At 72.0% G+C, this 26,071-nt stretch carries 18 protein-coding genes and 1 pseudogene; 8 read left to right on the top strand and 11 right to left on the bottom strand.

The annotated features are described in order from the left end of the window. Positions 1–226: 226 nt before the first annotated feature. Positions 227–1,312 carry a polyprenyl synthetase family protein gene (locus GA0074692_RS23270; RefSeq protein WP_091647500.1) on the top strand — a complete coding sequence of 362 codons (1,086 nt, stop codon included), beginning with the start codon at positions 227–229 and terminating at the stop codon, positions 1,310–1,312. A gap of 72 nt (positions 1,313–1,384) precedes the next feature. Here GA0074692_RS23270 and GA0074692_RS23265 read toward each other — a convergent pair whose 3' ends face one another. Continuing rightward, entirely contained in the window at positions 1,385–2,587 is a 1,203-nt protein-coding gene (locus GA0074692_RS23265; protein WP_091653977.1) for an MFS transporter, read from the bottom strand. Between the two features lie 185 nt (positions 2,588–2,772). Here GA0074692_RS23265 and GA0074692_RS23260 point away from each other — a divergent pair, with 185 nt between their 5' ends. Beyond that, entirely contained in the window at positions 2,773–3,555 is a 783-nt protein-coding gene (locus GA0074692_RS23260) for an IclR family transcriptional regulator (protein WP_091647498.1), read from the top strand. 156 nt (positions 3,556–3,711) lie between these two features. Here the strand turns inward: GA0074692_RS23260 and GA0074692_RS23255 are convergent, their stop codons facing one another. Continuing rightward, positions 3,712–5,826, bottom strand: a complete 2,115-nt coding sequence (locus GA0074692_RS23255) for a PhoX family protein (RefSeq protein WP_091647496.1) — start codon at positions 5,824–5,826, stop codon at positions 3,712–3,714. Positions 5,827–6,050: 224 nt separating this feature from the next. On the opposite strand from GA0074692_RS23255, the gene GA0074692_RS23250 reads away from it, so the two are divergent. Together GA0074692_RS23250 and GA0074692_RS23245 are read left to right on the top strand one after the other, a co-directional pair. Next, positions 6,051–6,545 carry a sigma-70 family RNA polymerase sigma factor gene (locus GA0074692_RS23250; protein WP_245730738.1) on the top strand — a complete coding sequence of 165 codons (495 nt, stop codon included), beginning with the start codon at positions 6,051–6,053 and terminating at the stop codon, positions 6,543–6,545. Continuing rightward, the gene (locus GA0074692_RS23245; RefSeq protein WP_091647490.1) at positions 6,542–7,225 is read left to right on the top strand and encodes an anti-sigma factor family protein; all 684 of its coding nucleotides are present in this window, start codon (positions 6,542–6,544) and stop codon (positions 7,223–7,225) included. The genes GA0074692_RS23250 and GA0074692_RS23245 overlap by 4 nt, the downstream gene beginning before the upstream one ends. Before the next feature lie 122 nt (positions 7,226–7,347). Here the strand turns inward: GA0074692_RS23245 and rarD are convergent. From rarD to eccE, 4 genes and pseudogenes are all read right to left on the bottom strand, one after another. Further along, positions 7,348–8,268: pseudogene (rarD, locus tag GA0074692_RS23240) on the bottom strand (EamA family transporter RarD); the annotation flags it as partial. Further along, entirely contained in the window at positions 8,265–8,708 is a 444-nt protein-coding gene (locus tag GA0074692_RS23235; protein WP_091653976.1) for a GNAT family N-acetyltransferase, read from the bottom strand. The gene GA0074692_RS23235 and the pseudogene rarD, both read right to left, overlap by 4 nt. A 74-nt stretch (positions 8,709–8,782) precedes the next feature. After that, complete coding sequence (locus GA0074692_RS23230) at positions 8,783–9,160, bottom strand: phage holin family protein (RefSeq protein ID WP_091653975.1); 378 nt, start codon at positions 9,158–9,160, stop codon at positions 8,783–8,785. Positions 9,161–9,212: 52 nt separating this feature from the next. Continuing rightward, positions 9,213–11,123, bottom strand: a complete 1,911-nt coding sequence (gene eccE, locus GA0074692_RS23225) for a type VII secretion protein EccE (RefSeq protein ID WP_091647485.1) — start codon at positions 11,121–11,123, stop codon at positions 9,213–9,215. Between the two features lie 234 nt (positions 11,124–11,357). On the opposite strand from eccE, the gene GA0074692_RS23220 reads away from it, so the two are divergent. Both GA0074692_RS23220 and GA0074692_RS23215 read left to right on the top strand, forming a co-directional pair. After that, positions 11,358–11,675: a WXG100 family type VII secretion target gene (locus GA0074692_RS23220; protein WP_091647484.1), complete on the top strand. Its 318-nt coding sequence runs from the start codon at positions 11,358–11,360 to the stop codon at positions 11,673–11,675. 24 nt (positions 11,676–11,699) lie between these two features. Continuing rightward, positions 11,700–11,993 (top strand): WXG100 family type VII secretion target, encoded by a 294-nt coding sequence (locus GA0074692_RS23215; RefSeq protein ID WP_091647482.1) that lies wholly within the window; start codon positions 11,700–11,702, stop codon positions 11,991–11,993. 51 nt (positions 11,994–12,044) lie between these two features. On the opposite strand, the gene mycP is transcribed toward GA0074692_RS23215, so the two are convergent. Further along, entirely contained in the window at positions 12,045–13,235 is a 1,191-nt protein-coding gene (gene mycP, locus GA0074692_RS23210) for a type VII secretion-associated serine protease mycosin (protein WP_091647480.1), read from the bottom strand. A 151-nt stretch (positions 13,236–13,386) separates the two neighbouring features. Here mycP and GA0074692_RS23205 point away from each other — a divergent pair, with 151 nt between their 5' ends. Both GA0074692_RS23205 and GA0074692_RS23200 read left to right on the top strand, forming a co-directional pair. Further along, positions 13,387–16,422: an SseB family protein gene (locus GA0074692_RS23205; protein WP_091653973.1), complete on the top strand. Its 3,036-nt coding sequence runs from the start codon at positions 13,387–13,389 to the stop codon at positions 16,420–16,422. Further along, positions 16,419–16,784 (top strand): hypothetical protein, encoded by a 366-nt coding sequence (locus GA0074692_RS23200; protein ID WP_091647477.1) that lies wholly within the window; start codon positions 16,419–16,421, stop codon positions 16,782–16,784. Before GA0074692_RS23205 ends, GA0074692_RS23200 begins: the two co-directional genes overlap by 4 nt. 46 nt (positions 16,785–16,830) lie before the next feature. On the opposite strand, the gene GA0074692_RS23195 is transcribed toward GA0074692_RS23200, so the two are convergent. The 4 genes from GA0074692_RS23195 to GA0074692_RS23180 form a co-directional block, all read right to left on the bottom strand. Beyond that, positions 16,831–17,763, bottom strand: coding sequence for an alpha/beta fold hydrolase (locus tag GA0074692_RS23195; RefSeq protein WP_091647474.1), 933 nt, complete (start codon positions 17,761–17,763; stop codon positions 16,831–16,833). Positions 17,764–17,884: 121 nt separating this feature from the next. Next, on the bottom strand, positions 17,885–20,272 hold the full coding sequence (locus tag GA0074692_RS23190; protein ID WP_091647471.1) for an immune inhibitor A domain-containing protein: 2,388 nt from the start codon (positions 20,270–20,272) through the stop codon (positions 17,885–17,887). A gap of 256 nt (positions 20,273–20,528) precedes the next feature. Next, complete coding sequence (locus GA0074692_RS23185; RefSeq protein ID WP_245730428.1) at positions 20,529–22,835, bottom strand: immune inhibitor A domain-containing protein; 2,307 nt, start codon at positions 22,833–22,835, stop codon at positions 20,529–20,531. Positions 22,836–23,227: 392 nt separating this feature from the next. Then, positions 23,228–26,020, bottom strand: coding sequence for an immune inhibitor A domain-containing protein (locus GA0074692_RS23180; protein WP_091647466.1), 2,793 nt, complete (start codon positions 26,018–26,020; stop codon positions 23,228–23,230). Between the last annotated feature and the right edge of the window lie 51 nt (positions 26,021–26,071).

Here is a 26,071-nt window from a genome sequence, read left to right as displayed (position 1 = left end):
CCCGGCCACCGCCGTCGCCTCCGGTTCGCCGGGTGCCACGGCAGTGGCCGGGACCGGCCGTTTCCGTACCCTGGCTCCGCTTCTCCGCCCCACCCCGCCCTCGGGGCGCCCGTTTTCCGGATGCCTGCCGGGTCGGTGGTCGGCTGAGCGGTTTTCCGGTCGACGGTGACTGTGCCCGGGATTGCACCGGCGCCGCCCCGACCGGAACAGGTCGAGGGGGTGTGGCATGGTTGAGGGCGTGGAGAAAGCGGCTGGCCAGCGAACAGGTGCCCTCGGCTCCGGCGGTCGTCGGACCCGTCCGGGAGCGGGACAATTCGACTCGCTCGGCCTCTACTTCGCCGACGCCCAGATCGAGGCGTCCGTACTTGGCCTGCTGGAAACGGTCGAGGCCGAGCTGAGGTCGAGCGTCGCGAGTGCCGACCCGCTCGTCACCGAGGCCGCCCGGCACCTGGTCGAGGCCGGCGGGAAGCGGTTCCGGCCGTTGCTGGTGGCACTCGGTGCCCAACTCGGCGACCCGACCGCCCCGCAGGTGGCGCCGGGGGCGGTGGTGATGGAACTCACCCACCTGGCCACGCTCTACCACGACGACGTGATGGACGAGGCGTCGGTGCGTCGGGGTGCGCCCAGCGCCAACTCCCGTTGGAACAACTCGATCGCCATCCTGGTCGGCGACTACCTCTTCGCCCGGGCCGCGGACATCGCCGCCGACCTGGGCACCGAGGCGGTCCGTCTCCAGGCACGCACCTTCGCCCGCTTGGTGCACGGCCAGATCGCCGAGACGGTGGGGCCGCGCCCCGGGGACGATCCGGTCCAGCACTACCTGCACGTGATCGCCGAGAAGACCGGTTCGCTGATCGCGACCTCGGCCCGGTTCGGTGCCAAGTTCGCCGGTGCCCCGGCCGCGTACGTCGAGGCGCTCGCCGGGTACGGCGAGACCATCGGTCTGGCCTTCCAGCTCTCCGACGACCTGCTCGACATCTCGTCCGAGTCGGTGCAGTCGGGCAAGACCCCGGGCACGGACCTGCGCGAGGGCGTCCCCACCCTGCCGGTGCTCTACGCGCTGGCCTCGGACGACGCGGACGCCTCCTCGGTGCGGCTGCGGGAGATCCTGGCCACCGGACCGGTCACCGACGACGACCTGCACGCCGAGGCGCTCGGTCTGCTCCGGGAGAGCCCGGCGCTGAAGCGGGCCCGGGAGACGGTGCACAGCTACGCCGAGGAGGCCCGGGAACAGCTCTCGCCGCTGCCCGAGGGTCCCGCCCGCCAGGCCCTCGAGTCCCTCTGCGACTTCGTAGCCGACCGCACCAGCTGACCCCTGTTTTACGGCACCCCGTCCCTGGTTCCGTCTTACGGCGTCGGTCAGTCGGTGCCGCCGACTCCTTGTTCAACCCGCTGAGGCCGGGGCCGGCGGGGTGGGAAGGGTGCGGGTGGCCAGGAGCATCAGGGCGGCGGCCAGGAGCATGGCGGCTGCGCCGGTGGCCCACATGGTCGGGTAGCCGAGGCGGCCGGCCAGGAGACCGAGCGCCAGCGGACCGAGGCAGCCGCCCGCGTACACGCCGGTCTGGGTGATCGAGGTGGCGACGGCCGGTGTCTGCGGGTACAGCCGGACCACGGCGAAGTTCATCACCCCGGGCCAGGCCCAGCCCAGGCCGAAGCCGAGCACCACGCCGACCACCAGCGGAACCGTTCCGGCCACGGCGAGCAACGCCAGCCCCAGCGCGCCCACCCCGAGCATCCCGGCGATGACCGCGACGTGGCTTCCGGTTCGCCGGTCGGCGAGCCAACCGGACCCCACGCGGGCGAGGACGCAGACGGCGCTGCCCAGGGTCAGTGTCAGTCCGGCCAGCCCCGGATCCAGTCCACGGGCGGCGGCGGAGTCGACCAGGAAGGTGCCGAGCGCGTTCGCGGCGGCGGCGGCGAGCGTCCCGGCCACCCCGACCAGCACCAGCGGCACCGGTGGTCGCCCCCGCTGACCACGGCCGGTCCGTCGGACGGGCTCGGGTTCCCGCCCGGGTACGGTGCCCAGCGCCGCCACGGCCGCACCCGCCGCGATCACGAATGCCCAGCGCCAGCCGGCGGTCAACGCGACAGCCGGTACGGCGGCACCCGCCAGCAGGGTGGCGACCGGGATCGCGGCCTGCTTGGCCCCGAACGACAGCCCCTGGCGACGGGTGGGCACGTGCCGGGCCAGTGCGGCGTTGCTGGCGATCTGCCCGAGCGCGTTGGCAGCGGCGCTGACCGCCAGCAGGGCGACCAGCACCGGGTACGACCGCGCGAACGCCGCCACGGCGAGCAGTGACCCGGCGGCCAGCAGGATGCCGGCGCGGGCGACCCGGGTGGGGCCGTACCGCTCCACGAGTGCCCCGGAGGGGATCGAGGCGACCGCGCTCACGCCGAAGTAGACGGCCACGGCCACCCCGAGTCCGGTGGGGGAGAAACCCAGCTCGGCACCCATCTGCACGGCCAGGCCACCGAGCAGGAAGACGGGCAGCACGCAGGCGACGGTGGTGGCGATCGCGCCGACGCCGACGCGTACCGGACGGGCCGGAGCAGGGGAAACGCGGGTGGCGGGGGTGGTGTCGGTCATGGTGCGGCCAACGTACCCAGCGGCGGTCACCGCAGGGTTAATTCGGGCGCAGATCACAGTCGATCAACTCACTGTGTCTGTCGGTGCACACACAGTCGATGGATATCTGGCATCCTCGATCGGGCAGGCATTTCGTACGAGGCCTGTTTTTCATATGGTGTAGATCCCCGGCGGCGGAGGTGGTTGTGCGCGACCCCTTGGCGGAACCTTCCGATCTCATCCGGAGCGTGTCCCGCGCGCTACGAGTGCTCGAGGCGGTCGGTCGTGCCCCGAAGGGCCTGACCGTCAAGCAGATCGCCCGGCGCTGCGAGTTGACGGTGGCCACCACGTATCACCTGGTCCGGACCCTCGCCTACGAGGGATACGTGATCCGACGGGAGGACGGTACCTACATCGTCGGCCTGGAGATCGCCGACCGGTACCGGGAACTGGTGACCGCCTTCCGAGGTCCCCCCGTGGTCGGCGAGACACTGCGCCGAGCGGCCCTGGACAGCGGGTACAGCCACTTCCTCGGCCGGTTCGTGGGCGGCCAGGTGGCGATCACGGCGGTGGCCGAGGGGGCGCGGTCGCCGTACCTGGAGGATCTGATGCCCGGCTTCGACGAGGCCGCCCACGCCACGGCGCTCGGCAAGGGCATGCTGGCCACGCTCACCGCCGAGCAGCGCTTCCGCTACCTGCGGGAATACGGCATGCGCCCGTTCACCTCCGGCACGCTGACCACTGTCGAGGCGTTCGAGACCGACCTGGCCGCCGGCGACCGGCGGGGCATGCAGATGGAACTGGGCCAGTTCCGGCCGGGGGTGGCGTGCGCGGCGGTGCTCGTCGCCCCGGACAAGGACATCGAGCGTCGGGTGGTGCTCGCCTGTGCCATGCCGATCGGCGAGCTGATGACCTCCGCCCGGGCGGTCCGCGCCAAGCTGCTCACCGCGGCCCGGACCGTCGCCGAGGGGCTCACCGCCGAGCAGTGAACCACCGAACCCCTGGGCCGGCGAGCACGATGCCACCGAGCGCGATGCCACCGAGCAGGATGCCACCGTGTGCCGAGGCGTCGCGCCGCCGGCCCAGGTGGTAGCAGGGGTCCCCTGTTACCGCTTTTTGGGTAACAGGGGACCCCTGCACACACCTCAGGCGCCGATCGGGCCGCCGTCGACCCGCCAGGTCACGACCACGCCCGGCTTGGCGAAGTCGCCGTCCGGCCAGTTCGAGGCCGGGTTCTCCAGGCTGGCCCCGCTGATCTCACCGGGGTGCTGCACCGCCACGAAGACCGAGCGGTCGTCGGAGGTGATGAACGGGCCGCAGGTCTCCCCGCCGACCGGCACGGTGAGGAACTGCTTCAGGTGGCCCTTCTCCGGCCCCTCGATCGGCGTCACGAAGAGGCCGTCGTTGCTGCCCAGCGCGTTGCCGTCGGTGGAGATCCAGAGGTTGCCGACGCTGTCGAAGGCGACGTTGTCCGGGCAGGAGATCGGGGAGACCTTGGTCTTGTCGTACCCGGAGAAGTAGGTCGCCGGGTCGGCCGGGTCGCCGCAGACGATCGGCAGCGACCAGGTGAAGGTCAGGGAGGTGTTGTCGCCACCGTCCTCGACCAGCTCCAGGATGTGCCCGTGCCGGTTGCTGGTACGCGGGTTGGCCTCGTCCGCCTTCGGGTTGCTGCCGGTGCCCCGAGCGGTGTTGTTGGTCAGCGCCACGTAGACCTTGCCGGTGGCCAGGCTCGGCTCGACGTCCTCCGGGCGGTCCATCTTGGTCGCCCCGACCTTGTCACCGGCGAGCCGGGTGAAGGTGAGCACCTCGGCGGCGGTCATCCCCTCGACGAACGACTGGTCACCGCTGACCAGCTTGATCCACTGGCCCTGGCCGTTGAACGCGCCGTCGCTGGGGAGCTTGCCCGAGCCGTCGATCTCGGCGGCGCTGGTGTAGCCCAGCTTGGCCACGTAGAGCGTGCCCGACTCCAGCAGGGTCAGGTTGTGCTCGCGGGCCTTGTTGGAGTTGCCCTTCTCGAACTTCTTGTCCGAGACGAACTTGTAGAGGTAGTCGAACCGCTCGTCGTCACCCATGTACGCGACCACGTGGCCGTTCTTCGCCACGATGACGTTCGCGCCCTCGTGCTTGAACCGGCCCAGCGCGGTGTGCTTGCGCGGCCGGCTCTCCGGGTCGAACGGGTCGACCTCGACGATCCAGCCGAACCGGTTCGCCTCGTTCGGGTGCTTGGCCAGGTCGAAGCGCTCGTCGGCCCGCTCCCACTTCCGGCTGCCCGACGGGTAGCGGTTGGTGGTGTCGATGCCGTAGCGGGACAGCTTCGCCTTGACGTCCGCCGACGCCTCGTTGCCGCCGACGAAGTACTGGTTGAAGTTCTCCTCGCCGGAGAGCACCGTGCCCCACGGGGTGATGCCGCCGGCGCAGTTGTTCAGCGTGCCGATGACCGTCCGGCCCTTCGGGTCGGCGGCGGTCTGCAGGTACGCCGAGCCGGCCGCCGGGCCGGTCACGTCGAACTTGGTGGCCAGCGCGGTGATCCGCCGGTTGTACTTGCGGGAGCCGTTGTCGCGTACCCGGTACTCGCCGGTGTCGTCGACCCGCTCCAGCTCGACCACGGAGAGGCCGTGCGCGGCCATGGCCGCCTTCACCTGCTCGACGGTGAGCGCGTCCTGGCTGGTGAAGCCGGGGAACATCAGGTCCTCGTTGGTGTACTCGTGGTTGACCACGAGCAGCACCCGCTTGCCGCTCGAGGTCAGCGGGAGCACGCCGACGAAGTCGTTGTTGTAGCCGAACTGCTTCGACTGACGGGCACCGGTCTGGTTGTGCACGTCCAGCGCGGGCGCGCCCGGCACGACCTCGTCGCCCCAGCGGAGAACCACCGAGTGGTCGTACCCGTTCGGCACGATGAGGCTGTCCAGCTTGTTCGGCGGGACCGCCTTGAAGGTCAGCGCCCGGCTACCGGACTGCTGCCGGGCCGCGAAGTCCACCTCGGGCACGTCGGCGGTGGTACCCGCCGGGGCGGCGGAGGCCGCGCCGGCTCCGGCGAGCGAACCGCCGACCCCGAGGACGAGCGCCCCGATGGCGCCGGCCCGGACGACCCCGCGCCGGGAGACCTCGGTGCTGATCATGTCACCGAGGTACTGGTTGTCGGAGGTGTTGGGGACCGGGTGGTCGCACGCGTTGCCACACCGGTAGAGACAGGTCATCGAGTCGCGGCTGCCGTGGCGGTTGGCGCCCAGCAGGGGAAGCAGCCGGCGTCGGTCGCTCATGTGGAGGAGCCTCCTGGAAGGGTGGGGGCGCGCCGGGAACCTCTCGGCGGCGCGCGTACCTGCCGCACGCTAAGAGGGCTGGTTGAGCGGGCGTCGGCCTCGACATGAACCGCACGTGAACACCTCCAGGTCAGTGAACCGATCCGGGTGGTCGCGCGTATCTTCCGACGTACGACCGCTGCGGCGACGGCGAGGAGACCGCCATCAGCGACCACGACGCCCACCTGCTCCGGGCCATGCACGACGAGCACGCCGAGGCGCTGCACGCGTACGCCCTGCGCCTGGTCGACGGTGACCGGCAACGGGCCGAGGACCTGGTCCAGGAGACCCTGCTCCGGGCCTGGCGCAATCCCGCGTCCCTGGACCCGGAACGTGGTTCGGTGCGCGCCTGGCTCTTCACCACCGCCCGCAACCTCGCCATCGACGCCTGGCGGCGACGGTCCAGCCGGGTCGGCGAGGTGGTCACCGACGCGCTGCCCGAACCCCCGCCGACGGTCGACGAGGTCGAGCGGGCGGTGGAGGCGTGGACCATCGCCGAGGCGTTGTCCCGGCTCACCCCGGACCACCGGGAGGTGCTGGTGGAGTGCTTCTACCGGGGACGGTCGGTGGCCGAGGCGGCGGCCCGGCTCGGGGTGCCGCCGGGGACGGTCAAGTCTCGCACCCACTACGCGTTGCGGTCACTACGGTTGGTGCTGGCCGAGATGGGAGTGACGACGTGACGGGCTGCGAGTTCGCGTACGACGACGGTGCGTACGTGCTCGGCGCCCTGGCCCCGGCCGAGCGGGCCGCGTACGAGCGGCACCTGGCTGGCTGCGCGGCCTGCCGGGCGGCGGTCGCCGAGGTCGCCGTCCTGCCCGGGTTGCTCGGTCGCCTCGACCCGACCGAGGTGGCGCACCTGGTGCCGGCGCCGGAGGAGCCCCGGGTGCCGGCGCTGCTCGCCGCCGCCGAACAGCAGCGCCACGCGGAGCGGCGGCGGGTCCGCTGGCGGTACGCCGTGACCGCGCTGACCGCCGCCGTGTTCACGCTGGTCGTGGGCTTCGGTGTGACCACGCTGCGGTCCGCCTGGCAACCCGACGACCGCGCCCGGATGGTGGCGATGCGGCCGGTCGCCGGGACCGCCCCGGTGCACGCCGAGATCGGGCTGACCGGCACCGAGTGGGGCACCGAGATCACCATGCGCTGCGGGTACGACGCGCGCCCCGACTACGTGAAGGCGTACGTCTTCCGGCTGGTCGCGTACGGCCCGGGGGGTGAGTCGGAGCAGGTCGGGTCGTGGCTGGCCGCCCCCGGCGACGAGGTCCGGTTCACCGGGACGACCCGGTTCACCGACGCGGACCTGGTCCGGCTGGAGCTGCACCGCGCCGACGGCACCCCCGTGCTCGGCTACGACGTCCGCTGAGCCGGCCAGGGCGGCGGCACGTCGCGGGAGCCCCCGGCGGAATCGACGACGGCTGGATCGGCGGCGGTCGAGCCTGCGGCGGCGGCCGAGTCGGCGGGGGCGGCTGGGCCTGCGACGGCGGCCTGGCCTGTAGCGCCCGGCTCGGGGGCGGTTCGTGCGGCCGTGGCCCGGCGGCGGGCATGCCGGAGGGCGTCCACGGTGAACACCACCAGCGCCGCCCAGACCAGCGTGAAACCGGCCAGCCGGACCGGTGGCATCGGCTCGTGCAGGATCAGCACCCCGCAGGCGAGCTGGAGGGTCGGGGTGAGGTACTGCATCATGCCGAGCGCGGTCAGCGGCAGCCGGTTGGCCGCGCCGGCGAAGCAGAGCAGCGGGGCAGCGGTCGCCGCGCCGGTCAGCACCAGCAGCGTGGTGTGCCCGGCCGAGACCCGGCCGAAGGTGAGCCCGCCGGCGGACCAGAGCCAGCCCAGATAGCCGAGGGCGGGCAGGAACAGCACCGCCGACTCGACGAAGAGACCCTCGGCGGCCGGCAGCCCGAGCCGCTTCTTGACCAGCCCGTACCCGCCGAAGCTGAGCGCCAGGATCAGCGCCAGGTACGGCGGGCGGCCGTAGTCGACGGTGAGCACGCCCACCGCCAGCCCGCCGATGCCCACTGCCGCCCACTGTGCCGGCCGCATCCGCTCCCGCAGCACGGTCACCCCGAGCAGCACCGACACCAGCGGGTTGACGAAGTACCCGAGCGCGGTCTCCACCACCTGGTCGGTGTCGACCCCGTAGGCGTAGACCCCCCAGTTCACCGCGATCAGCACGGCGGCGAGGGTGACCCCGGCGAGGGTGCGGGGGCGGCGCAGCAGGTCCCGCAGGACGGTGATCCCGCGCAGCGCGGCCAGCAGCACTGTCACCAGGAGCGCCGACCAGACGATCCGGTGGCCGAGGATCTCGACCGGACCGGTCGGGCGCAGCTCCCGCAGGTAGAGCGGGAAGAACCCCCACACCAGGTACGCCCCGAAGGCGTAGAGGTAACCCAGCCGCAGCGGGGTCACGACAGGCCGCGCCGGTCGAGCAGCATCCAGCGGTCCGGGTCGGTCATGGGCAGGAAACCCACCTTCGCGTACACGCCGTGCGCGTCGTTCGTGGCCAGGAGGATCCGGCGTACGCCGAGGTCGTCCAGGTGGTCGCGGACCGCCTCGGCCAGCCAGCTGCCCAGCCTGCGGCCCCGCTCGGCCGGGTCGACGTAGACGTCGCAGAGCCAGGCGAAAGTGGCCCGGTCGGTGACCACCCGGGCCACCGCCACCTGACCGCCGTCACCCGGCCGGTACACGCCGAACGGCAGGGAGTTGGCGAACGCCCGGGCCACCGTCTCCCGGTCCCGCCCCAGCGCCCAGTACGCGTCGGTGGAGAGCCAGTGGTGGATCCGGTCCAGGTCTAGGCGGTCCGGGTCGGTGCAGAGTTGGTAGCCGTCGGCGCGGGTCAGGGTCAGCACGTCCGTGAGGCTAACCCCGGTCACCGGGCCGTTCAGCAGCCACTTCCCGGGATGCGGCCCACGACACCCAAGGGTCAGTCCCGGTCGAGGAGGGCGCCGAGCAGCCAGGTGACCACGCTGACCAGGAGGGCGCCGAGCACCGCCGCCGGCCAGAAGCCGTCCACCTCGAACGGCAGCCCGACCCGCCCGGCGATCGCGCTGGTGAGCAGGAAGAGCAGCCCGTTGACGACCAGCGCGATGAGGCCGAGCGTGAGCAGGTAGAAACCGCAGCCCACGGTCTTGATGATCGGCTGGAGCACGGCGTTGACCACGCCGAAGATCACCGAGACGAGGACCAACGTGGTCACCGTCTCGACGAGGGAGTCGGAGTCGAGGGTGATCCCGGGAATCAGGAGGGTGGCCAGCCAGAAGGCCAGCACCGTGCTCCCCAGCCGGATCAGCAGAGAGGTCATGGCGGCGATGGTGCCATGCCCGGCCAACCGGGGGAACCCGCCCGAAACCGGATCAACGGCGGGTGGGTGGGCCGATCAGTTGCGCCTCGACCAGGGTCGGGGCGACCAGCGCCCAGCGCAGCGCCCGTCGGTTGACCACCGCCACCATGTCCTCCCGGATCCGGGTCAGCCACTGGGCGGAGCCGCCCAATCCGAGCGCCGTACCGGCGACGGTGGCCTCGGCCGCGTCCAGCGGTTGCAGCACCGCCAGGTCCGCCCGGGCGAGGGCGTCGGCGTCCGCCGTGGTCAGCTCGTCCCGGACGACCAGGGTGGCCTGCCAACCCGGTTCGGGCGTGGGATCGGCGGCCACCGGGCCGGCGTCCACCACCAGCAGCAGCGGGCGCAGCGGCGAGCCCGCCCCGCCCACCGGCCGTCCGGGCGGGACCATCACGATCGCGCCTCCCGGCACACCGACCCCCCGGACGAACGGCTCCCAGGCCCGGGGGCGGGCTGTCTGCACCACGATTCGGGCCCCGAGCGCCATCGCGCGCACGGCGACCAGTTGCGCGACGCGTACGCCACCGACCAGGACGATCCGGGTGGCCTCGGGACGGAACAGCCGCAGGGTGACCGGCAAGCCGTGCCGGTTCAAGCCGATCATCAGCCCGGCGGTGCCGAGGGGCAGCTCCACCGCGTCGAGCGGGCCGGCGACGGCGGACACCCCGCCTCCGGCGCGGGCCAGCGGCAGGGTGCCGGTGAGTCCGGGAAGCTGGTCGCCGTCGAGCCGACGTACCGCCCCGCCCAGGCCGTGGACCAGGCGGCGGAGCGCCTGCTCGGCCACGGAGAGGTCACCCGGGGTGCCGGCGGCCAGCCGTACCGACAGCTCGAGCGACGCCGGGTCGCCGCCGCGCGGCCTCGCCGGGTCGCCGCCGTGCGGCCCGGCCGAGAGCAGGACGGTGATCGCCGTGGCGGGCAGCCCCAGCAGCCTCGGCACCAGCCGGCGACCACCCTCGGTGCGCGGGTCGGGCCAGCGCCGCAGCCGGTGGGTGGACTGCACCAGACCACCCAGGCGGAGGGCTCGCCAGCTCTCCCGGGCCGGCTGGCCGCCGTCGTGATGGGCCAGTTCCCCCAGTACGCGCAGCGCGGCCTCCTCGCCGAGCGGACGGGCGGTGACCGGGGCGAGACGACGAACCACCTTGCGCAGCGCCCCGGCGAGAGCGCGCCGGAGCTCCTCGTCGGACCAGCCGTCGACCCGCAGCGCCCGAACGGCCAGCACCGCCCGCTCGTACCCGGGCACCCGCCCCTCGGTGAGCTGCCGGTACGAGGTCGCCACCTGGCTGCCACCCGCCCCGGGGACGGGCGCGGGCGCACCGGCGAGCAGTAGCTGGATCCGTACCGGTGGCGCGTCCGGGCCGGCCGGCGGCAGCAGGGCCGCCGGGGTGGGCAGGTGCCGTTCCCCGTCCCCGAGCAGGCCACCCGGGTCGGTCAGCTCGAGCAGGACGGTCAGCCCCTCCGGGTCGCCGACGACCGCGGTGAGGTCGCCGGCCAGTTCGGTGCCGTGCACCGAGGCGTCCGGCGCGACCAGGGCGAGCAGCGCGGCCGGGTCGGTGGACGGAGCGAGGACCCGCCGCCGGGTCAGATGTCCGGTGGCGGTGCCCAGCCACTCGAAGAGCCACCGTCCCCGGAGTCGCACCCAGGCGACCGACAGCAGCAGCACCGCGACCAGCACCGCGCCGGCGGTGGCCAGGACGCCCCGACCCAGGGCGGCACCGACCAGGGCGACCGCCACCTGCGCGGCGACGATCTGGCCGGCCCGTACGCCGAGCACGGGGCGGGGCCGGCGCGCGGGCCACCGGGCCGGCGACGGGGGTCGGGACGCGGCCGCGACGCCCGGCGTGGCTGCACCCCGGTCCGGCCGGTCGGCCGGGGCCGGATCCCCGCTCCCGGTCGCCGCAATGGGCCGCCCGGTCGTCGCCACCGTCACCGTGCGCCTCCTTCGCCGTCACCGCCTGGTACAGCGGCCCATGGTAGGGGTCGGGCGGGGGCGTCTGTCCACAGGCGACCGGGGCGGGGTAGCAGAACCAGATGGAGCCCGCTACCGTCGGCGACGAACTCCGCTGACCCGCTCCGTGTCGCTCGCCTACCCGGCGGGCGACCGACGCGTCCACGCCCGACGTCGGCGGGCAGCCCCGACCACACGAGACGAGGTGACGTCCGGGTGTCCCAGACCCAGGCAGAAGCCGCGGTGATGCAGCAGACCGCCGCGAAGTTCGAGCAGGTCGACCAGTCGTTGCAGACGATGCTGACCCAGCTTATGACCGAGCTGGAGGTGTTGCAGCAGGCCTGGCGCGGGGCAGGTGGCCGGTCGTTCGAGCAGGTCAAGCAGCAGTGGTCGCAGGATCAGGCGGCGTTGCAGCGGGCCCTGCGGGAGACCGCCCAGGCGATCCGCACCGCCGGCACGCAGTACGACGCGTCGGACGCCGAGGCGGCCAGCCGCGTGGCCGGCACCAATCGCGGCATCCAACTGCCGCTCTGACCGATCTTTGGAGGGGACAATCCCATGAACGACGGTGTGCTGGTCGTCAACTTCGCCGCGCTGCAACAGGCCAGCGCGGACATCCAGCGGGCGCTGAGCACGCTCGACTCGCAGCTCGGCCAGTTGGAGCGGGACGCCGCCCCGCTGGTGGCGAGCTGGACCGGTGAGGCGCGCGAGGCGTACTCGGTGCGCCAGACGCGGTGGCGCTCCGCCTCGGCGGATCTCCAGGCGATGCTGCGGGACATCAAGGTCGCCGTCGACGACTCCGCCGCCGACTACCTGAACACCGAGAAGCGCAACGTCAACCTCTTCCAATGACGCCGACGGTCCCGGCGGGGCACCCCGCCGGGACCGCCACGGCGGTCGGGGTCAGCCTGGCCGCCAGCGGCGGCGGAAACCGCGGGGCACGACCACCGCCAGCAGCAGGGCGGTGATGGCCAGCGCGACGGTCCCGGCGGCGACCAGCAGGGCCCGTCGGCGGGCGTCGGCCCGTCGGGCGTCCTGGGCCACCCGCACCGGGTCCACCCGCTCGGCCGGGAGCGCCCCGGCCCGTCGGGGGCCGCCGGTCGTACCGGCCCCGGTCTCGGTGACCGCCCGGTACGGATTGAGCACCCCGGCGCCGTACCCGGCCGCCCGCCCGGGGGCGGGATCGGCGGTGGCCACGATCCGCTGCGCGACCTGCGCGGCGGTCAGTTCGGGGCGGTACTCCCGCAGCAGCGCGGCGGTGGCCGCCACGAAGGGGGTGGCGTAGCTCGTCCCCTCCGCCCGTCGGTGGCCCCGACCCGGAGCGGCCATCAGCACGCCGCTGCCCGGGGCGACCACGTCGACGTACCCGCCAACCTGGGAGAAGTCGGCCCGGACGCCGTTCTCGGCGATGGCACCCACGCCGACCACCCCGTCGTAGGCGGCCGGGTAGGGGCGGGGATCGCCCTCGGCGTGCAGGTTGCCGACGGCGGCCACGACCACCACGTCCCGCTCGAGCGCGTACCCGACGGCGGCCCGGACGGCCGGCTCGTCGGCGTACAGCACGACGGAGAGGTTGAGCACGTCCGCGCCCCGGTCGACGGCCCACCGGATCGCCCGGGCGAGGACCGCCGCGCTGACCGTACGCCCCGACTCCCGGCCGTCGACGACCTGCTGTTCGCTGACCCGTACCGGCAGGATGCGGGCCTCGGGGGCCAGCCCCCGGAAGGCGACTCCGGCTCGTGGCGTGGCGGCGATGACGCTCGCCACGCCGGTGCCGTGCCCGGCGCAGTCCCGACTGCCGTCGTCGCCCGGGTCGAGGTAGTCCGTGCCGTCGAGAACCCGTCCAGCGAGCTGCGGGTGCCGGCGGTCCACCCCCGAGTCGATCACCGCGACGACCGTCCCCGCCCCGGTCGCCAGTGGGGCCAACCGGTCGGGGGCGTACCGTAACTGTGGCCAGGGTGCCTCGGCGACCGGTCGGGTCGGCGCGAGCGGGGTGGTGCATCCCGGTGCGGCCGAGGCCGGTACGGCCGGGAGCGCGGCCATGAGGAGGGCGGCCAGTGCGGCGGCGATCGGACGTGGAGTCGGTCGGGGCATTCGTCGCCTCCGTATCGTGTCGGCTCCAGGACGGCATGCTATCGGCCTGAAGTCATCGACATGGATCGCACCGGCCAGACATTGTGATCTTGTTACAACCTTGTAGGTTGTACGCGATGCCTATGGCCTGTTCGCGGGAGGAGAGGTGGCCGTGACCGACTGGGAGCCGGCTACCGAGGCCGAGGCGGCGATGCGGGACGCTCTTCGCGCCCACGACCAGGAACTCTACTTCCGGATCCTGGCCCGGACGGATCTGCTGCTGCCGGTCTCCGCGGAGGCCCTGGCGGGGCAGGCGCCGATGGGCTGGGGTACCTGGACCACCAACGGCCGAACCCACGTGCTGGCCTTCACCTCCGAGGCCGCGCTCCGCGCCTGCCTCGGCGGAAGCAACGGTTCGAGCCGGCGTTGCGCGTACCACGACCTGGCGTCGGGTTGGCCCAACCACGAGTGGTGGCTGGCGGTCAACCCCGGCCTGCCCATCGAGGGCTACCTGCCGGCCTGGTTCGTGTCGCAGCTCTCCCGGGGCGACGTCCGGTTGCCCGGCCGCACGCTGGGCGCACGGGCTCGGCTGGAGCAGGTGGAACAGCTCGCCCGGAGCAGGGCGGCCGGGGCTGAGGCACCCGCGCCGGAGCCGTCCCGGCCGTCACCGCCCGCGTCACCGTTGTCACCGCCCGCGTCACCGTTGTCACCGCCCGCGTCACCGTTGTCACCGCCCGCGTCACCGTTGTCACCGGCCGCGCCACCCTTGTCGCCGCCCGTGGCGCCCTTGTCGCCGGCCGCGCCGCCGGAGCCCGCCCGGCCGTCGTCGCCCGCCCCGCCGTACGGAGCCAACCGGCCATCCGCCGCGACGCCACCCCGCCGGGGAGTGCCTGACCAGTCCGGCGCGGCCACCGAGCCGCCCCGGGCGGCACCACCCGACCCGCGCGGCGTGCCGGAGTCGCCGCCGTCGGGCGGGACCGCCGAGCCGGCCTCGAACTGGCTGACCAACCCGCGCCGCGCGTCCCGCCCCGAGCCGGGACCGACCCCGCCGGCCAACGGCCAGTCCGCCGGCACCACCGGCCGGAACTCCTACTTCGAGCCGGCACCGCCGGGGCGTAGCGCCGGTCCGGCACCGATCTCCCCGCTGCGGCAGGAGCGGGCGGTTCCCCCGTCCCGGCTGGGTGAACCGGGCCGCGCCTTTCCCCGGCGGCGGCCCTACCGGCCGGAGCCGACCGGCAACGAACCCACCCGGGCGTTCCAGTTCACCGACTCCGCGCCTGCTCCCACCGAGCAGCCCGCCACGCCGTCGAACCGCTTCCCGTCCGGGCCGCCGGCCGCCGAGCCTACCCAGACACTGCCCCGGCGGCAGCCGCTCCAGGACCCGGTGGTCGGCGACCAGACCCAGGCGCTGCCCCGCCGGATGCCGACCCCGCAGTCCGGTGAGTCCACCCAGCCGTTGCCCCGACGGGTACCACCGGACGCGGGCGAGTCGGTGGCTCCGGAGCCGACCCAACCGATCCCGTACGCCGGGCCGCCGGATGCCGCCGACCCACCGCCGCTGACCGAGCCGACCGGGTACGCCGGGCCTGAGGGCGGGTACGCCGGGTCTGAGTCGCACGTCGGGTACGCCGGACCCGAGCCGGCCGGGTATGCCGGACCCGAGCCGGCCGGGTATGCCGGACCCGAGCCGGCCACCGGGTATGCCGGGTCTGAGCCGGCCACCGAACCGGCCGGGTATACCGAGCCCGAGCCGGCCCGATCGCCGTCGCCGTCGCCGTTGGTCATCGAGGGGACCGTCGTCGAGTCCCGCGACCTCGTCGACCCGGCATCGGCGTACCGGACGGGCCCGGACGTTGGTGCGTCCTATCCGCCGGGCACCGCCGACCAGCCGAGCCAGCCCACCACCTCGCGGCACGACCCGGCCCCGGCCGGGTACGAGCCCGCCGGGTACGACCCGGCCACGGCCGGGTACGAGCGGGCCGGGTACGAGCCGGCCACGGCCGTGTACGAGCCCGCCCCGGCCGCGTACGGGGCCTTCGCGTCTCCCTACGAGGCCGCCGGGTCGGGACAGGAGACGGCTGGAACGGGGTTCGGGGCCGCGGTACCGGAACACCAGCCCGTCGCGGCACAGTCGCCGGAGCCGGGGTACGGGTCGGCCTCGCCGTCGGGGACGGAGCCGCTGGACGCGCCCGGTGCCGGATCCCCGGCGTCGACGTCCCCGGCGGTCGACTTCGATCCGGCCAACGACGTCGAGGAGGAGTTGCTCGACGCGGCCGGTACCGGCAGCACCGACACCTTCCTGTCCACCCTGCTCCTGGCCCGGGTGCTGTTGCCCGTCGCGCCCGACAGCTCGCCGGGCGCCCGTCCGGGCGAGAGCGGCTTCGTCTGGCGGACCGAGCAGCTCGACGGTGAGCCGTACGTGGTCGTCTACACCTCGCCGGAACGGCTGGCCGATCACGTCGTCACCACGGTCGAGACGGTGCAGGTCAAGTTCGTGCAGCTCATCCGGAGGTGGCCGGACGAGCAGTGGTCGTTCGCCGTCAATCCGGGCACCCCGGTCGGCGCGAAGCTGCCCGGTGAGCAGATCGTGGCGCTGGCCAACTGGGCCGCCGAGGTCGGGCTGGGCGACGACGTCGAGCCGGAGCCGGTGGAACCGGTCGCCACCCCGACGGCCGAGGAACCGGAGACCCCCACCCGGTACGCCACGACGCCGGAGGATCCGAACCGCCCGCCGATGATGCAGAAGGCGGTCGCCCCCAGTCAGCTTGCCTACTACCTGGAACGGGGCTACGACCGGGTCTCCGGGTTCGTGCACCGGGCCGGTGAGGTCGCCCACCTGAACACCCCGGCCAGGCTGCACGCGGCGCTCGGGCTCTGCTATCCCGGCTCCCCGTTCTCCCCCGACGCGGACGAGATCTACGTGCTGCGCTGGCCGGCGTACCGGCCGAGCCTGTACCGGATTCCGTACGGCGGGCAGAACGAGAGCGCCATGCGGGCCATGGAAGGCTGGGTTATCGAACGGCCACCGTTCCGGGGCAACGGGTTCGCGCCGGGAGAGAGCAGCGACGTGGTGGCCGAGTTCAAGGTGGACAGCGCCCGGCTGCCGCACGGCGCGCAGCTCTGGCGGATCGGCGCGGACGGCAGCGAGCGGGTGGTCGCCACCCTGGACACCGACGCCCTGCACTGGCGACAGGTCGGGGAGTTGTGATGCGCGACGGGTACGTGGCCCGCTGGCGCGGGCGGGAGTACCAGGCCAGTCCGGACGGCAGCGACGTGCGGATCTACCAGCCGGAACCGGGGGACGGCTTCGAGGAGGTCCGGCCCGGCCGCTACGTGCGGGTGCTGCCGGTGGACGAGGTGGACGACCTGGCGTACATCCGGACCACCTGTAGTTGGCAGGGGCAGCCATTCATCGTGCTCGCCGAGCACGACGGCTGGCTGCGGGTGGAGTACACCGGCGGACGCTGGCCGGTGGCGCAGGCGATGGGGCTGGAGGTCTTCGACTTCGGCGTGTACCAGGGCTGGGCCCCCGCCGCCGAGGTCGCCGACCTGCGGGAACACCGGATCTGACCCGGCCGGCGGATGCTGGACCGGCTCTGGGCCGACCGGGGCAGGATCAGGACTTCGCCCAGCGGAGGATCTCGCCGAGCACCAGGTCTGGTGCCTCCAGGTGCGGGAAGTGCCCGACACCGTCGAGCAGCCGCCACTCGTACGGGGCCAGCACGTAGCGGCCGGAGCCCTGGGCGGTCCGCGGCAGCGAGGCGATGTCCTCCGCGCCGTGCAGTTGCAGGGTCGGAGTGACCAGGGGCTTCTGCATCAGCTTGACGAAGCGGTAGCCGTGCAGCCGCAGCACCGAACGGAACGCCCACCGGTACATCTCCAGGGCGCAGAAGGCGGCCTGCGGGATCCGCATCGCCTCCCGGCAGCGGGCCGCGTAGGGGGCGAAGTCGGGGCTGTTCACCCAGCGTCGCCCGCCCCACCGGCGCAGCATCTGCTCGACCCGGACCGCGTCGTTCCGGGTGAGCGTGTGCTCGTAGCGGGGCACCTGGAACTTCAGGGTCGGGGTGGCGGCGCTGAACTGGCCCCGGGGGTCGGCGAAGATGCCCGCCCGCAGCCGCAGCGGGTGCGGTGCGCCGAGCACCACCAGTCGGCGGACCAGCCTCGGGTGGAACGAGGCGGCGGTCCAGCCGAGCAGGCCGCCAGCTCCGGTGCCGACCACCGTCGCGGAGCGTTCGCCGAGCGCCCGGATCAGGCCGGCGACGTCGGCAGCGAGGGTGTAGCCGTCGTACCCCCGGGGTGGTTTGTCGGTCGCGCCGTAGCCGCGCAGGTCCACCGCGACCGCCCGGAAGCCGGCGTCGGCGATGGCGGGGAGCATCTCGTGCCAGGCCCACCAGAACTCGGGGAATCCGTGCAGGAGGAGGACCATCGGCCCGGCACCGGCCTCCACCACGTGGAACCGGCTGCCGTTCGCCCCGACGAACCGGTGCGTCCACGGCCCGTCGGTCAGGACGCAGGACTCGTCGATCGGTCCGTCATGCTGCTCGGTCATGTCCCACAGCCTAGGACCCGGGCGCGTCCTGCCTGCTCGTGCGGGGTCGGCGGGGTGTCCGGCGGAAACGGGGACGGCGCCCGGGGCGAGTGCCCCGGGCGCCGTCGGATGACCGGTCGGATCAGGAGAAACGGACCTTGATGGAGGTGCCGTCCTGCTCCAGCACCTTGATCTTGGTGCCGGTCGCGGGGAGCTTGACGCCGTGGTTCGGCAGCTCCGGGTACCAGTACTGCTTGGTGTCATCGAACAGCGGCTGTGCCGCCTGGCCGCGGATGTACTGCGGCTGGCTGTTGTGGCGCAGCGTGAACGAGTCCGCCTTCTTCAGGCTGAACGGCGCGTCGTAGACCTGGACGCGGGCCCGCCAGGGCTGTCCGGTCAGGTTGTAGATCGGCCGCGGGTGCGCGTCGATGATCATGTTCCGACCCTCACCCGGGTGCTCGAACGTGTCGTTGTCCGGCCACCGCAGGTTCCAGTAGGAGATCAGCAGACCCTCCTGGTACGCGTAGTGGTCCACGTAGTCCGGGCGGGTGTTCGCGTAGCCGAAGTAGTACGGCCCGGTCTTCAGGTACTTGTCGTACGACACGTACGAGCGGTGACCGGCGATGTAGTAGTTGTCGAAGAGACGGGTGTAGGTCTCCTCGACGACCGACCAGCCGGCGAGGGTCCACGACCCGGCGCCGTTCTCGCCACCGTCGACCGAGACCGGCTGACCGTCGGCGGTCACGGTGAGCGCGTCACCGTAGAAGCCGCCCTCGGCGACGCCGCCGTCGGTCTGGTAGCGGAGCCGGAACTGCACCGTCTTGCCGGCGGCGAAGTCCAGCGGGATGTTGATGTCGACCCACTGGCCGCCGCTGGACCCGTCCAGCGCGGGGCGGCCCGGGGTGACCTCGGGGAGCGGCTCGCCGTCGACGGTGCCCGGCAGGGCGGTCCAGGTCTGGCCACCGTCCTCGGACGCCTCGAAGAACAGGTAGTCGTACCCGGCCTCGATGCTGTAGCGGCCCTTCATGGTCAGCGCCGCCGACGACTTCCCGGTCAGGTCGATCGTCCGGGTCATCGTGTTGTTCAGGTCGTCGTCGTTGCCCGAGAAGAACTGCTTGGTGCCCTCGAACGGCTTGCCGTTGTCGAAGCTGTACGCCCGCTGCGGGAGGACCACCACGGCGGCCTGCGGCTTGTCGGAGTTGTACTCCTGCGGGCCGAGGGTCATGGTGCGCTTCTGCCCGGCCACGACCACCTCGTAGTCGAGCCAGCCGAGCTGGAGCTTGTTCCACGCGCCGAGGTCGCCGCCGCGGTTGCCGATGTCCTGTGCGTCCTTGGCGCCGAGCCGGCTCTGGGCCATCAGGGTCCAGTGCTCGTTGTTGTTGTCGCCGCCGTTGGTGACGTTGTAGTCGTCCGGCAGGCCCAGGTCGTGGCCGTACTCGTGGTAGAAGACGCCCCGGCCGCCGTTCTCCGGCTGGATGGTGTAGTCGCCGATCCAGATGCCGGTGGTGCCGATCTGGGCGCCACCCGCCGGGAAGTTCGGCGGGCCGGTGACACCCTGGTCGCTGGCGAAGGCGTACCAGCGGTGGCTCCAGATGGCGTCCTCGCCCTGCCACGGGTCACCGTCGGCCTGGTCGCCGCCGGAGTGGACGATCTGGAAGTGGTCGATGTAGCCGTCCGACTCGTTGAAGTTCCCGTCGCCGTCGTGGTCGTACCGGTCCCACTTGTCGAAGGACTTCATGTCGGCGGCGATCTGCGCGTCGGTGCGGCCGGCGGCCTTCTGGTCCGCCACCCACTGGTTGGCGGCGTCCCGGACCAGCGCCCAGGTGTTGGAGCAGACGTTCGAGGCGCACGGGTAGCCGTTGGACCGGCCGTAGCGGGCCTCGTTGTAGTTGACCTTCACCCAGTCGGTGACGGTGCCGTCCACGCTGTAGCGACCCGAGGACTGGGCCTCGTAGTACTGCTTGAGCGACTCGTCGCCCTGCCCGGTGCCGAAGTACATCTTGCGGAAGTGGTCGGCGTTGTAGTCCGCCTGCCAGACGGTGGAGTTGTCCACCGCGCGGTTCGGCTCGGGGATCTCGTTGTGCAGCGGTCCGTCGAACCGGGCCGGCCCGGGGGTGCCCGGGTGGGTGTCCTGGTCCGGGTAGCTCGGGTGCCGATCGTTGCCGAACTCGGCGAGGATCACGAAGATCCGGTCGGTCTGCTCGCGGGCCAGCTCGACGTACTGGTCCTGGGTCTGGCTGGTGCCCTTGGCCGACCGGGCGGCCGGCCCGGTGGCCTGGGTCTTGCCGACCTTGACGACCGTGCTGCCGTTGATCCGCTCGGCCTTGGCCCGGCCGGAGAGGACCTCGCTGAGGCCCTCCTGGCGCAGCGCGCGCCGCTTGTTCTCCAGCGGGTTGGGCAGGTCGTGCTCGGCGTGGGTGGACTCGGCGGCCGACGGAGCCGCTCCCGGCGTGTTTGCCGGGGGCGCGGCGTTGACGGCCGTGCCAACCGTCAGGCCGGTGGCCGTCAGCGTCAAACCGAGCAGACCCACTGCGACTTTGCGCACGTGGTACCTCCGGTGTAAGGGAAACCGACCCGATCGGGGTTCGGGGTCGGCGGAAGGGGTCCCACGAGTGGGACCACTGTGAACATAGACACTGCTGGGACGGCTGGGAAGACGCTGAAGTCGATTTGTTGCACAAGCCGGACGCGAACGCGGGTCAATGTCACATCCATGCTGGTCCCGCCCGGATACGGCCCGGGGCCGGTGGCGTGATCGCCACCGGCCCCGGGTCGGGAACCACCGGTCAGTTGCTGATGCGGACGACCATGTCGTCGTTCGGGCCGGTGCCCTGCTCGATGATCTCGATGCGGGTGCCGGTGCCGGCCACCTTCACCGAGTTCTGCGGGTTGTTGGCGTTCCAGTAGCGGTTCGAACCGCTGTCGCTGAACACCGGGTTCGGGTCCAGCGCCGGCACGGTGACCGGCACCCCGTTGAGGTGGAAGGTCTGCGCTGGCTTGGCGAACTTGCTGAACGTGGCGTCGAAGCTGCTCCGCCGGTTGGTGATGGTGCCCTGGCCGGGGACCTTGATCGCGCTCGGGCGGACGTCCACCGGCAGGTTCAGGCCGTAGCCCGGGTGCTGCGAGGTGTTGTTGTCGCCGTAGGCGGTGTTGACGTACCAGACGAGCATGCCCGGCTGGACGGCGAACCGCTCCACGAAGTCCGGCCGGGTGTTGGCGAACCCGAAGTTGTAGCCACCGGTACGGAGGGCGTCGTCGTACCCGAGGTAGGTACGGTTCTCCGCGATGTAGTAGCGCGGGTACGAGTCGGTCACCGAACCGGTGCTGCGGGTCCAGCCCCGGGCGGTCCACTCCGCGGCCAGCGTCTCGGCGTCGTCGGTCCAGACGGTGGCGCCGCCCTTGACCAGCGAGACGTTGTCCAGGAAGACGCCGGCGAGGTGCACGCCGCCGTCGGTCTGGTAGCGGTAGCGGAACTGCACGGTCTGCCCGGCGTACGCGGACAGGTCGTAGTTCAGGTCGACCCACGCGCCGTTGGTGGAACCGTCGATGCCGGTCTCGCCGGCGTCGATGGCCGGGGTGCCCAGCGGGGTCCAGGAGGAGCCCCCGTTGGTGGAGACCTCGGCGTAGAGGTAGTCGTAGTCCTCTTCGATGTCGTACCAGGCCTTGGCGTTGATCGACGCGGACGTCGTCCCGGTCAGGTCCAGCGTACGGGCCAGCGTGGTGTTCAGGTCGTCCGCGCTGCCGCCCCACCACTCGTACGAGCCCCCGTACGGGGTGTTGTACGAGGTGGTCTGGGTCTGCGGGGGCAGGTTGACCACGACCGCTTGGGCCTTCGGCCCGTTGTTGTCACCAGCCGGGCCGAGGGTCACCTGGGTGGTGCCCTGGCCGTACTCGACCGTGGAGTAGTTCAGCCAGCCGAGGAAGAGCTTCGAGTACGGGTCCATGTAGCCCGGGGTCGAGCCGATGTCGTCCGTACCGTGGCTCAGCCAGGAACCGGAGGCCATGACGCTCCAGAACCCGACGCCGTTGTCGCCGCCGGCGGTGTCGTAGTAGTCCGGCAGACCGAGGTCGTGGCCGTACTCGTGGACGAACACGCCCAGGCCGCCGTTCTCCGGCTCGGTGGTGTAGTCCCGGATCCACAGCCCGGTGTCACCGATCTGGACGCCACCGGCCTTGTTGTCCGCCGGACCGGCGCTGCCGGCCAGGTTCGGGAACGCGGCCCAACGGTGCGACCAGATGGCGTCCGCGCCCTCGGCGCCGCCACCGGCCTCCTCGCCGGCACCGGCGTGCACAGCCTGGAAGTGGTCGACGTAGCCGTCCGGCTCGTTGAAGTCGCCGTCACCGTCGAAGTCGTACCGGTCCCAGGTGTCGAACTGAGCCAGGTACTGCTTGATCTGGTCCGGGGTCTTCCCGGCAGCGACCTGGGAGTCGTACCACGAGGTGGCGGTGTCCTTGACGAAGTTCCAGTACCCGTCGGACTCGGGGATCTCGTTGCTGCCGTACCGGGCCTCGTTGAAGGGGACCTTCACCCACTCGCTGACGTCGCCGCCGACGGTGTAGCGGCCACCGGACTGGTCGAGGTAGAAGCCCGCCATCGACTCGCCGGCACCGTAGAACAGGTTCTGGTAGTGGGCCCGGCTGAAGTCGGACCGCCACAGGGTGCTGTTGTCGTCGGTGGCGCTGCCGTCCCAGTTGCGGTCCGGCTGGGGGATCTGGTTGCGTACCGGGCCGTCGGTGCCGCCGGTGCGCGGGTCCTTCTGGTTGCCGAACTCGACCAGGATCGTGAAGATCGGGTCGGTCTTCGGCGCCTGCTGGTACTCGACGAACAGGTCGTCCTTGACCTGGATGACCTTCGAGCCGTTCTTGTTCTGCAGCTTGGCCTTACCCGAGAGAAGGTCGGCGATGGCCTGCTTGCGGACCTCCCGCTGCTGGCTGGCCAGGGCGTCGGGAAGGTTGTCCGTGCGGTGCTGGGCCCGGTCGGAACCGGGGGCCGCGTCGGTCGCCGGGGCGCCGTTGGCCGGCGTCGCCGCGACTCCTGCCGCCAGCAGCGCGGCCGTGGTGGTGGCCAGACCGGCTGTGACTCGTCTCCTCAAAGGTCTCCTCCTTTGTGGATGTGACATGCCAGGGCAGCCTGTGGCGCTCACTGTCATGTAATGCGGCACTCACCCTTGCAGAACGGTTGGTGCTTGTCACTAGTCCGTCGCCGATGCGTGGCTCTTCTACTGGCTGACCAATCAGGACAAAATGCTGCCAACGCGCCACCTGTTGGGGCAATCTGTAACGTTAAGTTTTTGTCACGATCACCTGGAGTGATTGTGCTTATGTGGATCCCATGAGGGAGCGTCGGAGCGTGGCAAAACGTCACACGGCGGCCGGTTGAATCCCCGGCGGAAACGGTGCGGCCCGCCCGGAGCGGGTGCTCCGGGCGGGCCGCTGACGGGTGGCCGGACGGCCTCCGTCGGGGTGCCCCTTCAGGGGGCGGGCGTCACTGCCGGGCCGGCGTGACGTACACCGAGGCGTACGCGTTGTCCCGCGCGGTGTGCTTGATGGTGATCGAGACGCCGTAGCTCACGCCCTGGTCACCGGGGTTGCCCGTGCCCAGGATGGTGAAGCCGAGGTCCTGCCCGTACAGGCTGGTCGCCGGGGTGCCGTCCGGGTTGACCACCCGGGTGGTGTACGGCGCACCGTCCCGCGACGGGACGACCACCGAGGCGTCGCTGTCCCGGGCGAACAGCTGCGAGCCGTTGCGCACCTCGATGCCCGGGTACCAGCCCTTGGCGTCGGTGAAGGCCTTCACCGCCGGCTGCGCCGGGAAGTCGGTGCAGTACTCGCTGAACGGCTCGCCGGCCGCCTCCAGGCACTCGGTAAACGGGGACGTCGGGTTCAGCCCGAACGCCGCGTTCGACGACTGCGGCCGGCTCGGCAGGTTGTCCAGCGTCGACGGGTCCTTCACGGCTGCCTCGCCGGTGCGGCGCAGCGGGTCGAAGTGCGAGTCGACGATGAGCAGCCCGCCCTTGGCCCCGTAGCTGGGCAGCGCGGTGAGCTGCGCGGTCACGTGGTTGACGTCGCCGAGCATGGTGTCCCGGTACCAGACCAGCATGCCGGGCGCGTTGTACGCGACCCGGTCGACCTTCCAGGCGTCGTTGGAGTACACCGTGTCGTAGGTGTACTTCAGGCCCTTGTCGAAGCCGTCCAGGTTGCGCCACTCGGCCAGGTAGTAGTGCGCCTGGACGCGGGTGCCGCCGTCGGTCCGCCAGCCCCCGCCGGTGGTGTCGGTGAACGTACCGCCGGTCTGGGTCCAGCCGGCCGTGCCGCCCTCGACGTCGTCGCTCCAGGTGGTGGTCCCGCCGCCGGTGACCGAGAAGTCGTCGGCGAACCAGCCCCGCTCCACGAACGCGGCGTCGGTGGCGTAGCGCAGCCGCACCTGGACAGTGCTGCCCGCGTACGCGGACAGGTCGACGTAGTCGTGCCGCCAGCCGTGCGAGTCACCGTGCAGGCCGTACTTCTTGTTGCCGTAGTCGGCCATCCGGCCGTTCGGGTCGGAGTAGTTGTCGCCGGTGCTGACCAGGTTGCCGGCCTCGTCGTAGACCTTCAGCTCGGTCCAGGACGCGCCGCCGTTGGTGGACACCTCGACGAAGCCGTAGTCCCAGTCCGCCTCGATGGTGTAGTTGTTCCACATCCAGAACTTGGCGTCCGCGGCGGCCGGCACGGCCACCTCACGGCTGAGCTTGACGTCCGCCCAGTCCTGGTCGTTGCCGCTGTGCCACATGTTCGCCCCGCTGTGCGGGGTGGCCAGGGTGATCACCTTGTCCGGCAGGTTGATCTTGATGCCGTCCTGGGTGCCGCGCGGGGTGCGGGAGGTCTGGCCGAGCTGCACCGTCCGCGGGTCCGCGCCGACCGGGATGTCCAGCGGGTCGGCCCAGCCGAGCACCCACTTGTCCCAGAGGCCCATGTGGGTGGGGAGCGCCTGGAACACCTCACCGGCGTGCGATCCCGAACCCATCAGGTCCCAGAAGTCGATGTCCGAGTCGGCGTTGCCGGAGGTGTCGTAGAGGTCCGGCAGACCCAGGTCGTGGCCGTACTCGTGGGCGAAGACGCCGACCCCGGCGTCCTCCGGCTGCACGATGTAGTTCGAGATCTGGAGGTTGGTGCCGGGGATGGAGTAGCCGCCGGCCACCGCCGAGGAGTGCGCCCAGATGGCGTAGGTGCCCTGCGCGCCACCGCCCCGGGACTTGCCCTGTCCGGCGTGCACCAGCACCAGGTGGTCGATCACGCCGTCCGGCTCGTTGACGTTGCCGTCACCGTCCCGGTCGCCCTGGTCCTCGATGTCGTAGTCGGCCCACGGGAAGCTCGGGTCCATCTGCGCGAGCGCGTCGACCGCGTCGGTGGCGAGCCGGCCCGCGCCCAGCGGGTTGTCCGGGTGGCCGTTGTGCGACTGCTCGCGGCCGGCCACCCAGTTGCCGTTCTCGTCCTGGAAGCAGCGGGACGCGGCGTACCAGCCCTCCGAGTGCGGCAGCTTGATCCACGGGCTGGCCTGCCCGTCGACCGTGTACGCCCCCTTCGACATCTCCAGGTACATGTTCCGCATGCTGCGGCCGGAGATGTCGATGCCCGGCTTGCCGTCCGGCCCGGTCAGGTCGGTCCGAACCCGCTGGGTGATGCCCTCGGTGCTGTAGAGCATCTTGTTGTAGTGGGTGGGCGAGAAGTTCGGCACCCAGAACGAGTTGTTGTCCTCGTGGGCGTACGAGGCCGGGTTCGGGATGTTGTTGTGCAACGGGCCGTTCTGCACGGTGCCGGGAACGCAGCTCCGGTCCCCGAAGACCGTCTTCGGCACCATAGTCCCGGTGAAGTCGTCGTTCGCCTGGTCGTTGAACTCCACCAGCAGGGTCAGCAGCTTGGCCGTCTGGGTCTGCGGGGCCTTCTTGAACTGCCGGGGGCTCTGGCCGGTACGGATCGCCTTGGCCTCGTTGCGGGCCAGCTCCCGGGCGGCGATCGGGTTGCCCCGGGCGAACTTGCGGTCGTACGCGCGGGCCGACTCGACCACCGGCGCGTGGATGCCGTTGGCACCCTTGACCTCCCGACCCTTGGTGTCCGGTTGCACCGCGGGTTCGGCGTAGTTGATGTAGTACTCGTCCGCGCCGATCTCAGCACGGACAGGCCCGGCCGACTCGGCCGAGGCATTGCCCGGCACGATGAGCGCCGAGGCGGCGAGCGCGATCGCGGGCAGGGCGACGACCAGGCGTCGTCGTGATCCGCGTTGCGGGACAGATTGGTGCATGCCACTCCAATTCTCGGGCATGAGGGGAGAGCGCCGGGTTCGTCGCCGCCC

It is taken from the genome of Micromonospora pallida (assembly GCF_900090325.1).
Taxonomy (GTDB): domain Bacteria; phylum Actinomycetota; class Actinomycetes; order Mycobacteriales; family Micromonosporaceae; genus Micromonospora; species Micromonospora pallida.
Note: the sequence above shows the minus strand (reverse complement) of the source record. Positions and strands in the feature narration are given on the sequence as shown.